Origin of the sequence: Bacillus sp. SH7-1, assembly GCF_008042405.1 — a bacterium.
GTDB lineage: Bacteria > Bacillota > Bacilli > Bacillales > Bacillaceae_G > Bacillus_A > Bacillus_A thuringiensis_N.
The window spans coordinates 237,697-250,501 of the sequence record NZ_QNUD01000005.1 but is presented as its reverse complement, the minus strand read 5'-3'; the positions used below and the strand labels follow the sequence as shown (position 1 = coordinate 250,501).

Sequence of the window (12,805 nt, the reverse complement as noted above, 5' to 3'; positions counted from 1 at the left end):
TTTAAAAAAGACTAGCGTTCGCTAGTCTAAATGTTTCCTATATTCTCTTTGAGCGAAAAAGAAATACATGATGCATGCAGCGATATAAAACAGAATAAATAAGCCTACTTTTCTTAATGAACCGTCCATAAAGATCGTATTATGAAACGTATATAACGCAACCGCACTATGCATACTCCCCACTATAATTGGCGCAAAAAATAGCATACACAATTGCCAGCGAGAAATCTTCCATACTTCTTCCTTCGTCATTCCCAGTTTAGAGAGTGCCCCGTACTGCTTTCTATCCGATGAAATATTATGAAACCATTTAAAATATACGATACTACATGATGTAAGGAAAAATAATATACTAATGAATGAGCCTATAAATAGAGTAATATTGCCGAACTCTTTCATATTCACATATAACTCCATATTACTTCGAAATGCGTTATTATCATCTTGTTTCATATGTTTCCGTAAAGCTTCATTTAATTTTTTTGTATTTTCGATATTTGGTAATGTGTATCCTCTATATATCATTTTTTCAGAATCCGGAACCTTATTTGCTATACTGTCAAAATCTTCATCATTCATAACGAAAAACAAACCGTTAATGTGCGTGAGGTGATAATTAAATCGCACCCCTTCTTTCTGACCGTTAAATACGAATGGATACGTTTGATTTATTACTTGTAATTGAATCTCTTTTTGATTATATATATTCGAGTGATTGTATTTATTATAATAAACGAGTGTAACCGTTCCTTTTTTAGGATGATACGTTTTCTTTTTTTGTTTTCTTGCCTCCTGATTGTATTCACTTTCTTTAATGAGCGGCACTACTTCTGTTTCTCCCTTGTTGGACTGAAAAGATGCATACACTCCAACAAAACTCATAGATTGAAAATCATCATATCCATATTGATGCAGTAATTGTTCAACCGTACCTTCCTCAAAGACTTCATGGGTAGAAACACCTTTTTCTATGTATGAAAATGAGTGTGCGCCCCCATCTCGCCACATATCTTGCATGCTAGAAAAATATAAGAACACCGTACCTGTTGCCGTAACTACAAATGTCGTTGCCATAGAAAGCATAAAGAAAAAGCGACCATTTTCCTTCATTCGATATGACAATTGATTCACTATAAATAAATACGGATATGTATACATAATCTTTTTATTTCGTTTAATCATTTCTAACAATTGGATTGTACCATGTGTAAAAGAAAAGTACGTTCCGAAAAAGACAAGTATAGACACAGGGAAAAAATATAATCCTATCGTTTCCATTGTCACTTGTAGCGCTAACGCATATCCTATCCCTAAACAAATAAAGCCGAATATACAAAGCCACATTGATGTTTTCTTCTCTTTTTTATCCGTTCGAAATTCTTTCAATAACCGAATGATTTTTATGTTCCATATACGTAAAGCACTTATAAAAGATAACAGAATAAAAACAACCATATATGTAATAAACGTTACCCCAATCGCTTTCACGTCAAATATGACAGGGAGTTCTTTCGGAAGACGCATTAGCATGCTAAACACCATAAAAAAGAGTTTCAAAAAGATCATGCCAATTCCTATACCGAAAATATTAGCAAATACCCCAATCAATATTTGCTCGGTCATAATTACTCCTATTACGTTAGACTTCGTTGCTCCCATTAACATATATAACCCTAATTCTTTCTTACGTGCTTCTATGAAAATAGAAGTAGAGTACAAAATAAATATGACGAAAAAAGAAATAATTATAACATTACATATGATAAGTCCCCAGCGTACGTTTTGATACCACATCGTCTCTTGCATATACGGATGTACAATGACAGACATATATGCAAAAGAAGCAAATATTGCAAAACAACTACTTAAGAAAAACACTTTATAATTACGCCAATTTCCTTTTATATTTTGCAGCGCTAGTTGCCGAATGTTCATCTATCGTCCTCCTATAACTTACTACATAGGCAAAAAGCTAGAGATTTCTCTAGCTTTGCACGTGCTTCAAATATCCTCTTTGCGCGATTATAAAGTAAATCGCAGAAGCTACAATGTATGCTCCAATTACAATCGCACCTGATTTCCATAAATCGAGATAAAGCATTTTCCCTAACGTATGAAGAGCAAACCCACTATGAATGGCACCAATTAAAATTGGGATAAAGAAGATAACGCCCATTTGTCGAATTGCAATTTTACGAATTTCTTTGTCTGTCATACCGATTCTCTTTAACGATTTAAATTGAATACGATCTTGTTCTTTATCGTTAAACCATTTAAAGTACGTCATACTACAAGCGAAGAAGAAGAATAGTACCGCTACGAAGAAACCGATAAACATTGTAATTGCTCCTGATTCCCTTATATTTTTATAAGCGAGCACCGAGTTATGCAATTCCTCTTGCTTATCTGGTGCAATCTCCTTTTTCAAATCTAATACGAGATCTTCGGTACTTTTCCAGTCTTCTATATAATAACCGTAATATTTCGTCTTTTCTTCATCCGGTACGAGCTTTGCGTATTTCTCAAAATCTTGATTATTCACAATGAGATATTCACTATCATTAAAAACAGAAAATGAAGTTGGCTCATTTAATTGAACAGATTGCTTTTGTCCGTTAATTTTAATTTCATACGGTTTCGTACGATCTATCTTCATCATATCGTTCGCCATATCCATTATGACCATCGTTGCACTACCTGGTGCATTATGAACTTCTCTAACTTGCTCTCTCTTTTGTTTACGTACTTCAGCGTTATATTCTTTTTCTGAAACGATCGCCATTGGTACTTCATGTTCACTGTTAAACATCGTGATTTTTTGAGTTCCAGGAAGTTTGACGTACGTTACTTCTCGTGCTTCTTCAAATCCATGTTTTTTTATTAATTCTTTTGTCTTTCCTTCTTTTATAACATTATGCGCATTAATCCCCTTTTCCTCATACGAAATAGCATGCGGGGTACTAGTTACTGTCTTATAACTCATATCCTCAAAGAATACGTACAGTGTACCCACTGCTGAAGATACAACGGCCGTAATGATAGAAATTACAAATAGAAAACGAGCATTATCTTTCATTTTATAAATCAGATTGCTAAGTACGAACATATTTGGATATGTATAAAAAGATTTTTTTCGTTTTTGTAACGCCTTTAATACGACTATACTACCTTGTGTAAACAATAAATAAGTTCCGCCTATCGTCAGCCCTACAATCGGTAAAAACAGAATGATAAAATTCATAAATGTTACTTGGAAGCTAAGTACATATGCAACAATAATACATGCTATACCAACTACACATAACCATGTAAATGCAAAAGGTTCTACTTTTTGTTTTCTTGCTTCCCTTAATAGATCAATAATTTGCAAGCGTCCTACTGTCCAAACGCTAAACAATGATAGGATTAAAAATAGAATAAAGTATATACCCGCTGTAATCAAAACTGCTTTACTATTCCATACGAGTGGAAGTGTTTTATCTATTTTCAATATTACGCTTAATGCTTGGAAGAATAATTTTGAACAAAGCATACCAAGCCCAATACCTACTACAATTGCAATACTACCTAACATAAGCTGTTCTAATATAATCATTCGGCCAAGTTGAGATTTCGTTCCGCCTATTAATGTTAATAGACCAAACTCTTTTTTCCTTGCTCGTAAAAATGTTGAATTTGCATATAAAATAAAGAGTGCTGAGAAGATGACTACAATATAATTCATCGATTCTAACCCTTTTGAAATCATGTCCCTCATACTAATATTACCACTTACGACATCTGGATGATAAATGAAGGAAGCATACATGAAAAATACGACAATCGATAAACAACTGCTAATAAGAAACGCTTTATAATTACGCCAATTTCCTTTTACATTATTAAGCGCGAGCTGGCGAAAGTTCATGATATTCCCCTCCTAGCATCGCAAGTACGTCCAGAATTTCTTGGAAAAAGGCTTGTTTCGTTCTTCCCTTATGTATTTCTGAGAAAATCTCTCCATCACGAATGAAAAGAATACGTTCGCAATAACTCGCCGCTACTGGATCATGCGTTACCATTGCAATTGTTACTTTCTTTTGTTCATGCAAGTCTTGCAACGCGCTCATTAATGATTTCGCCGACTTAGAATCTAAGTTTCCAGTTGGCTCATCCGCTAAAATTAACGTCGGGTCATGAATAATCGCTCTCGCAGCTGCTGCACGTTGTTGTTGTCCGCCTGATACTTCATATACTTTTTTATTTAAGATTTCTTCGATGTTTAAAAACTTTGCAATTTCCAGTACTTTCGCATCGATTTCATTTACAGATCTCTTAGCCATGACAAGCGGTAAAATAATATTTTCTTTAATCGATAACGTATCAAGTAAGTTAAAATCTTGGAAGATGAACCCTAAATGTGTACGGCGAAACTCCGCTAATTTTGCAGCACGCATTTGATTAATTTCTTCACCATTTACAAGCACATGACCTGAAGTTTGCTTATCAATTGTTGCTAATAAATTTAAAAGCGTTGTTTTCCCGCTTCCTGAAGGACCCATAATCCCCACAAATTCGCCTTCTTCTATTTTAAAATTTATATCGTTTAAAGCAGTCGTCGCTACTGAACCTTTTGATTGGTACACCTTCGTTAATCCTTTTACTTCAAGAACACTCATTTCTAATCCCCCTATGTGTTTTCTTCTTACATTTACTATAAGAAAAATAAGAAAAAGAAACGAGTGATTTCCCTTACAAAACGTTTTGTTATCTTACAGTTTTGTCATTTTTCTCATTAATGCATGATATTCTTCATCTTTTGCAAATTGGAACGTGAATGTTGTCCCTTCGCCTTCAGCCGATTGCACATAAATACTGTGATGTAAATTATCACAAATTTCCTTCGTAATATATAAACCCATTCCAGTCGCTTCTCTCGTTTTACGACCATTTATTCCCGTAAAGAATGGATCAAATATACGCTTTACATCTTGCTCTGGGATACCGATTCCATTGTCCTTAATATGTAATAACACCTTTTGGTCTTTCTCTTCAATTTGAAATTGAATTTCCTTTTTCTCTGCTTCTGCGATTTTTGTATACTTAATTGCATTTACAACAATTTGACCTATAGCAATACTGAGCCATTTTCTATCGGATGCAACCATACAAATATCTTCCTCAAACATCACTTTCGGAAATACAGACGATTGAATGAAAGCCTTTCTATTTTCATTAATAATACCTCGAATGATATCTATCACATTTACTACTTCTACTTTATAATCTTTCGCAAATTGCTCTAATCTTGCCATATGTAACGCTAAATCTAAACCATTAAGTATGCGGTTATTTTCTTCGCGGATACTTTCAACGGATGCTCTTGCTTCACGATGCTCTTTACCAAACTTCTGTAATAACAATTCTATAACCGATACTGGTGTTTTCATTTGATGAATCCATTGGTTCATAAATATCATTTGCTGTTGCTCTTTCGCATGCTGTTTATGAACTTCATTCATATATTGCTGTCTTAATAGCGTAAACGATTCGACGACCATCTCTTGTTCTGACGTATAAGAAGTATCAATAAGTAATGAATCATGTAATGTATTTCCGCCAGTAACATACTTTTCGATCCTCTTTAAAAACACATTTCGTTTTCGGTAATCATAAATGAGGTATACAGTAAACACAACTGCACCTAATAAAAGCCCGTATAACCATGTACTCCAATCAATCGATCTCTTTTCTAAAAGACTTTGCAACTGCAAAACGAGCCCAAATAAACAAAGGCTAACAATATAAGAAAGAATTAAAGAAAAACGGTCCATGAGGTAATTTTTAACCTTCATGCCCTTCTCCCCACTCTGTAAGAAGCGCATAACCATATCCACGTTTCGTTACAATTGCATTTTTAATGCCTAGCTCCTCTAGTTTCTTCCTTACACGTTTTACATTTACGGTTAATGTATTATCATCAACAAAAGCTACTTCATCCCATAAGGCTTCTAACAGTTCTTCACGCGTTACATATTGATTTGCTTGTTTCATTAAACACTCTAATAAGTAAAATTCATTTTTTGTCAGTTCTGTTTGTTCCCCTTGCCATTCAACAACGTGCTGGGATGGGAATAACAACAATCCATTTACACCTAAACAATCACTTTCTGCCGCAGAAGCGTACTCACCATACCCACGTCGAAGTGCACTTTTCACCTTAGCCATTACAATGTCTAAATGGAATGGCTTCGTAATGTAATCATCTCCGCCATTTTCGATTGCCATTACTTGATCCATTTCCCCTGTTCTTGCAGAAACAAAAATAATTGGTGCATTCGATACACTGCGGATTTGGCGACACCAATAGAAACCATCAAAATACGGTAAGTTAATATCAAGTAATACGAGATGTGGATTTACTTTTACAAACTCATCCTTTATATGTCGTAAATCACTTGCTCTAAATGATTGATAGCCATACCTTTCTAAATGCTCTTCTAATATTCCCGCTATTTTCTCATCGTCTTCTACAATTAATATTTTATACATGTTCGTTTTCTCCCCATAAAAAATTCTTATAAAACCACTCCTTTTCTATTATAAATTGAAAATTTAATTAGTGGGGATTTTTTCCTGTATGAATCCGACTTTTACGATATAAAAAAAAGACTGCCATATTTCGGCAGTCTTAGTCGATAAATTCAAATTCATATTCAAGAATTTTTACAATATCTCCGTCTTTTGCACCACGTGCACGAAGCGCTTCATCAATACCCATTCCGCGCATTTGACGAGCGAAACGACGTATAGATTCATCACGTGAGAAGTCTGTCATTTTGAATGTTTTCTCAATATCGTAACCAGAGATAACAAACGTGCCATCACTTTCACGTGTAATTTCAAATTTAACACCTTCAGTATCAAATTTGTACATTACACTTGTGTCAGACTCATCCGCAACGTCATGTATCGGGAATTCAGGTGTTGTTTCTATTAAGTTCGCTACTTCAAACAGTAAGTCACGAACACCTTGTTTCGTTACAGCTGAGATTGGGAAGATTTTTACTTCGTCTCCCACTTTCTCTTTAAAGCCTTGTAAGTTCTCTTCTGCATCTGGCATATCCATTTTGTTTGCAACAACAACTTGTGGACGCTCAGTTAAGCGAAGATTGTATTCTTTTAATTCATTATTAATCGTTACGTAATCTTCATATGGATCACGGCCTTCTAAACCAGACATATCAATAACATGCACGATTACACGCGTACGCTCAATATGACGTAAGAATTGGTGCCCAAGTCCAACGCCTGCATGTGCGCCTTCAATTAGTCCAGGAAGGTCAGCCATAACGAAGCTGCGATTATCACCAGTTTCAACAACACCAAGATTCGGAACGATTGTTGTAAAGTGATACTCTGCAATTTTCGGACGTGCTGATGATACAACAGATAATAATGTAGATTTACCTACACTTGGGAATCCAACAAGCCCAACGTCTGCTAGTACTTTAAGTTCTAGAATGACATCACGCTCTTGACCTGGTTCCCCGTTCTCAGCGATTTCTGGCGCTGGATTTGTAGCTGTTGCGAAACGTGAGTTACCACGGCCACCGCGGCCACCTTTTGCAATTACAGCAGTTTGTCCATGCGTTACTAAATCGGCAAGAATTTGCCCAGTTTTTTCATCTTTTACTACTGTTCCTGGCGGAACCTTTACAAGTAAATCTTCAGATTTACGCCCGTGCTGACCTTTACTCATTCCGTGCTGACCACGATCAGCTTTGAAATGACGTTGGTAGCGGAAGTCCATTAATGTACGTAAGCCTTCCTCAACAACGAAAACAACATCTGCACCTTTACCACCGTCGCCACCTGCTGGGCCACCTTTAGGTACATACTTCTCACGACGATACGCAACCATACCGTTACCACCGTCGCCGCCTTTTACATATATCTTGACCTGATCTACAAACATTATTTCACCACACTTTTTTCAATTGGTTGTAATATAACTGAGACTTCTTCGTCTCTTACTGTATAAGAAATGGAATACCATTTATTGTTTTGGTTCGCAAGCCAATTCTGTAGTTCTTCTACACTCGTTAGCTTACCACGAAAATCAAAAAAGAAACGAGCATTCTCCGCGTCACATTCAATTGTGATACAAACATAATTTTCAACATATACGTCTAAACTATGCTGAAGTATTGAGAAAAATTGATTCGTCCATGTACATACAGTCTCATCTAAGTGAGATAAGTTATGTAATTCCCCTAATACTTCGTACTCCAATAAGCACGGCTGCTGTTTCCAATTATATGTTAAAATCCACTCTGAAAATAAAGGCATAGATAGCCCAATCAGATTGGATTCTTGTCTCGCTTCTTGGACAAAACGATCGATGAGACTATGAATTTCCTCCACTTTTCCAAGGGAGAGGTTTCCTTTCACCATCTGCATACGATTGAGCCAATCATGTCTTGAATGGCGCAATGCATCTATAATTGTCCATTTTTCATTCATTTAGATACCCCTTAATATAGAAAAACTCTAACCTGCACTCAGGTTAGAGTTTTCCGTGAGTTCTTATGCTTCTTGAGCAACAGGATATACGCTCACTTGTTTGCGGTCACGGCCAAGACGCTCAAAGCGTACTACGCCGTCAACTTTCGCGTATAAAGTGTCATCGCCACCACGACCAACGTTAACACCTGGATAAATTTTTGTACCGCGTTGACGGTAAAGAATTGAACCACCTGAAACCGTTTGACCATCTGCGCGTTTAGCACCAAGACGTTTTGACTGAGAGTCACGACCGTTCTTTGTACTACCTACACCTTTCTTAGATGCGAAAAACTGAAGATCTAATCTTAACATACGTTACACCTCCTGCACTTTTTCTATTAAACGGATATACTTTCCGTAATCAAGTTCGATCGTCTTAAGCGAAACAACTAATCCTTCTAAAAGCGTTTGTGCTTTTTCTGCTGCATGAACGTCTAAATCATTAGGCAATTCATACGTTAAGAATCCGCCATCACTTCCGAGTTCAATAGTTGCCTGCACATTACAAAGTTCTTCCACTGCATTTATAGAACCAAACACAACCGCTGTAGTTCCAGCACAGACAAGATCTTGTCCATGTGGCGCATAATCGGCATGTCCAGTCATTTTAAATGATTGGATACTTCCTAATTTCGTGCGACTTATCGTAATTTTAATCATGTTAACCTGGATTAAGCGTTGATAGCTTCAACAACTAGCTTAGTGTAAGGTTGACGATGACCTTGTTTCTTACGATTGTTCTTTTTCGCTTTGTATTTGAAAACGATGATTTTCTTAGCGCGACCTTGTTTTTCAACTTTCGCAGTAACTGTTGCACCTTCTACAACTGGGCTACCAACTTTAACGTTTTCGCCACCAACGAAAAGAACTTTGTCAAAAGTAACAGTTTCACCAGCTTCAACATCTAATTTTTCAATGTAGATTGCTTGACCAGCTTCAACTTTAATTTGTTTTCCACCTGTTTCGATAATTGCGTACATACTTGCACCTCCTCTTAATTACTAAGACTCGCCAAAAACGAGGTAGACATAAATGCCTTTAGGGAACCTGTCTTGTGCGGTTGTAGCATATAGCCGTTTAGGTGCTATAAACTATAACATAAAGATGTTACCATAATTCGTTGACTATTGTCAATGAATCTTCTACTAACTATTTTTTCCGTTCTATAATTTCTTTTTTACTTCCAAAACGGATAATAGCGTACTTTTCGATCATATCATCTTTGAAATAAATTTCAAATGGAATATTTTTTTGTAATTCTTTTTGCAAAAATTGTTTTTGCAGTTCTTTAGGCGCAGCAATTAATACCGCCTCATCCTCTATACTTCCATATGTAATTAGCTCTCTCTCTAGCTCATACGCAATTGTTTCATATGACATCACATACCCCGTCGCTTTGCACGGTACACACTCTTCTAGTAATACGTCACGTAAAGAATGTTTTTTACGTTTACGCGTCATCTCTAAAATCCCTAACTCTGTAAACCCAAGCACCCTTGTATATGTACGATCATGTTGCATAGCAGCGATGAGACATTCTCTTATTTTTTCTTTATCTTCTCTTCTTTTCATATTAATAAAATCAATTAATATCATACCACCGATATCACGCAGTCTTAATTGACGCGCTATCTCTTCAGCAGCCACTTCATTTGTACGAAGGACTGTATCTTGTAAATTCTGCTTTCCAGTAAACTTGCCCGTATTTACATCAATTACAGTCATCGTCTCCATTTGTTCCACAATTAAATAAGCACCATTTGGGAGCCACACAATTTTTTGAAGTGCTTTCTCTATTTCACGCTCTATTCCAAAATGATTGAATATCGAAGACTTTTCATTATAAAAAGACACTTTTTCTTTTCCGACTTTTTCTTCTAACTCTTTTACTATACTTCTTGTATCTACAATTACTTTTTCAATCGTTTCAATCGGATTCTCTTGAAATACACGATCTAAAAAAGTCGCCGGTCGATGAAGTAGTAACGGTGCCTTTCCTTGGCCCTCTTTTCTTTTTAACTCTTCATATAACTGCTGTAACCTTTGCATTTCAGCTTGTATTTCTTCAATTTCTCCTTTTTCAGAAGCAGAGCGGAAAATATAACCTCCTGTCCCTTCCACTTCAATTTGGAGTAGTTGTTGCCTTCTTTTATTGTTTTTTATTTTCCGAGAAACCGCGCGCATTTCATCATATGGCATATAAACGACATATTTCCCGGTAAATTCTATGTTCGCTGTCAATTTTGGCCCTTTCGTATCAATTGCCTCTTTCACAACTTGTACGAGCACCGCTTGTCCTTCATGTATACGATAAGAAGATGGTACATCATCGTATGAAAGATACGCATGTTTTTCTAAACCGATATTTACAAAAGCTGCGTTCATTCCAGCAATTGTTCTTACGATACGTCCAACATAAATATGCCCAACGATCTCTTGTTCTTCATTTCGTTTCCATAAAAACTCAACAATTTTCTTCTTCTCTTCAATTGCAACGCGTTTTTCCGATCCAGCATAGTTCATATATAACGTTTTCAAAATTCTTTCCTCACTTTATAATCTTCTTTGCTTTTACAATAATAAAAGGTTAGTGCTAACGTCAACACTAACCGATTAATTCTTCAACAGATGAAGTTGTTCGTTTTTCAGTAAAATATGCATAAAGCAATTCATTTTCATCCAATGTGTAATGTTCTTTATATTTTCCATGGACGATAATAGAGTGCTTATACCCTCTACGAAATTTTGTGAAGATTGTATATAAACGATCTTCTGTTTGCACCTCAATAGGTGCAATCTTTTCAATTCCTCTTTTGTTCCCATAATAACGTTCTAATAAAAAACGCATAAATGCATACCGTCTTTGTTTCCATTCTTGATATAATGACACCGCTAAAAATATGAGTAGTATCCACATCATAATATTGTTACTATTCCAAAGTAACTGCCATCCTAGTATTACACTAAAAAAAACACATGATAATTTCATCATCTTTTCATGTGCTTGTAAATAAGGAAAACGATATGATAATACGTTAAACAATACTTTCCCACCATCAAGCGGCCAAATAGGTAGTAAATTAAACGCTAAAATAATTATATTATTCCACATAAAGAAATAATATAAATCCGCATCAAGCCAACCAACTGCAAACAACATATATCCTACCGCCATCATCCAAATATGTTGAATAGGTCCTGCAATTACGACAACAAGCTCCTCTTTCAAAGACTTATTCCCATGTTCCTCAAGCTCAGCTACACCACCAAACGGTAAAAGTTGAATCTTTTTAATACGCCAATTATAGTGCGCAGCTGCAAAAGCATGCCCGAGTTCATGGATGAGGACGATACAAAATAACAGTAGTAACTCTTTAAAACGCGCCGTAAAAATACCAATGACAATAATAACCCAAAACAACGGATGCACTGAAATCTTCGTTAAAACATCTCTATATTTAATCAAATGAAATCACCTGAATCGGGTCGATAAATTTTTCATTCTTTTTTATCGCAAAATAAAACTTACCATTTTTATTATTTGCATCATTGTTCACTGTTCCAATTTTTTGTTTCTTTGAAACGTAATCATATAATTTCACTGACATATCATTTAAATTTGCATACCATGACTCCGTTCCATCCGCATGCTGAATTTGAACTGTATTACCAAGTTCCTCTTTCTTGCCTGCAAAAACAACTAATCCTTCATTTACTGACTCAACAGTTGCATTTGTAGCTGTTTGAACAAATACACCTTGGCCATTTTTTTGAAACCCTTGCATCACCTTTCCGGAAGCAGGGATTGCATAATCTTTTTGCTGAATGGTTCCTTCTTTTTTCTCATTAGGCGAATAGAATACGAGAGGTTTTCCAAACTGCTTTTCGTACCATTTCGCTACAGTAGCAAACTGAAATTCTTCCTTCATCACTTTTTCTGTAACAGCTTTAGCACCGCCGAAAGAAGGGGGGGCATTCTTATATAAAATAGCGACAGAAAGAACTAATATTGCTGATAATAAAACTTTGAAGAAAAATACTTCTTTTCGAAACAAAGGATGAATTTCCTTTTCTCCATCTTCAATAAATACTGTTTCACTATCAAAATTCCCTCCAGCAAAATACTGCTCTTCCTCCATCCTTTCTTGCTCCGCCTTCCTTTTCGCAATCCGTTTTTTAATTTCTTCTACACGTCTATTCTTCATACTGTCTCCTTTCTTTCGTTAAGCTAATTTAAATAGAAACAGTTGTATACAGT

13 protein-coding genes and 1 other annotated feature are annotated in these 12,805 nt (G+C 35.8%); all 13 genes read right to left on the bottom strand.

Annotated elements, in window-relative coordinates; translation table 11 throughout:
- Positions 1–21: 21 nt before the first annotated feature.
- On the bottom strand, positions 22–1,935 hold the full coding sequence (locus DN390_RS04615; RefSeq protein WP_147806707.1) for an ABC transporter permease: 1,914 nt from the start codon (positions 1,933–1,935) through the stop codon (positions 22–24).
- Positions 1,936–1,984: 49 nt separating this feature from the next.
- A complete protein-coding gene (locus DN390_RS04610) occupies positions 1,985–3,907 on the bottom strand; it encodes an ABC transporter permease (RefSeq protein ID WP_060632394.1) in 1,923 nt (640 codons plus the stop codon).
- The gene (locus DN390_RS04605) at positions 3,882–4,658 is read right to left on the bottom strand and encodes an ABC transporter ATP-binding protein (protein ID WP_060632395.1); all 777 of its coding nucleotides are present in this window, start codon (positions 4,656–4,658) and stop codon (positions 3,882–3,884) included. Before DN390_RS04605 ends, DN390_RS04610 begins: the two co-directional genes overlap by 26 nt.
- Positions 4,659–4,751: 93 nt before the next feature.
- Positions 4,752–5,834: a HAMP domain-containing histidine kinase gene (locus tag DN390_RS04600; protein ID WP_147806706.1), complete on the bottom strand. Its 1,083-nt coding sequence runs from the start codon at positions 5,832–5,834 to the stop codon at positions 4,752–4,754.
- A complete protein-coding gene (locus DN390_RS04595; RefSeq protein WP_060632397.1) occupies positions 5,824–6,531 on the bottom strand; it encodes a response regulator transcription factor in 708 nt (235 codons plus the stop codon). The genes DN390_RS04600 and DN390_RS04595 overlap by 11 nt, the downstream gene beginning before the upstream one ends.
- Positions 6,532–6,670: 139 nt before the next feature.
- Positions 6,671–7,957: a GTPase ObgE gene (gene obgE, locus DN390_RS04590; RefSeq protein ID WP_060632398.1), complete on the bottom strand. Its 1,287-nt coding sequence runs from the start codon at positions 7,955–7,957 to the stop codon at positions 6,671–6,673.
- Positions 7,957–8,505, bottom strand: coding sequence for a sporulation initiation phosphotransferase B (locus tag DN390_RS04585; RefSeq protein ID WP_060632399.1), 549 nt, complete (start codon positions 8,503–8,505; stop codon positions 7,957–7,959). The genes obgE and DN390_RS04585 overlap by 1 nt, the downstream gene beginning before the upstream one ends.
- A 63-nt stretch (positions 8,506–8,568) precedes the next feature.
- Positions 8,569–8,859 carry a 50S ribosomal protein L27 gene (gene rpmA, locus DN390_RS04580; RefSeq protein WP_000944957.1) on the bottom strand — a complete coding sequence of 97 codons (291 nt, stop codon included), beginning with the start codon at positions 8,857–8,859 and terminating at the stop codon, positions 8,569–8,571.
- Between the two features lie 3 nt (positions 8,860–8,862).
- On the bottom strand, positions 8,863–9,207 hold the full coding sequence (locus DN390_RS04575; protein ID WP_001973720.1) for a ribosomal-processing cysteine protease Prp: 345 nt from the start codon (positions 9,205–9,207) through the stop codon (positions 8,863–8,865).
- 11 nt (positions 9,208–9,218) lie between these two features.
- Positions 9,219–9,527 carry a 50S ribosomal protein L21 gene (gene rplU / locus DN390_RS04570; protein ID WP_000270907.1) on the bottom strand — a complete coding sequence of 103 codons (309 nt, stop codon included), beginning with the start codon at positions 9,525–9,527 and terminating at the stop codon, positions 9,219–9,221.
- 14 nt (positions 9,528–9,541) lie between these two features.
- Positions 9,542–9,619 (bottom strand) — a sequence feature (ribosomal protein L21 leader region).
- 77 nt (positions 9,620–9,696) lie between these two features.
- A complete protein-coding gene (locus DN390_RS04565; RefSeq protein WP_147806705.1) occupies positions 9,697–11,085 on the bottom strand; it encodes an Rne/Rng family ribonuclease in 1,389 nt (462 codons plus the stop codon).
- Positions 11,086–11,152: 67 nt separating this feature from the next.
- The gene (spoIVFB, locus tag DN390_RS04560) at positions 11,153–12,013 is read right to left on the bottom strand and encodes a stage IV sporulation intramembrane metalloprotease SpoIVFB (protein WP_147806704.1); all 861 of its coding nucleotides are present in this window, start codon (positions 12,011–12,013) and stop codon (positions 11,153–11,155) included.
- On the bottom strand, positions 12,006–12,752 hold the full coding sequence (gene spoIVFA, locus DN390_RS04555) for a stage IV sporulation protein SpoIVFA (protein ID WP_060632402.1): 747 nt from the start codon (positions 12,750–12,752) through the stop codon (positions 12,006–12,008). The genes spoIVFB and spoIVFA overlap by 8 nt, the downstream gene beginning before the upstream one ends.
- Between the last annotated feature and the right edge of the window lie 53 nt (positions 12,753–12,805).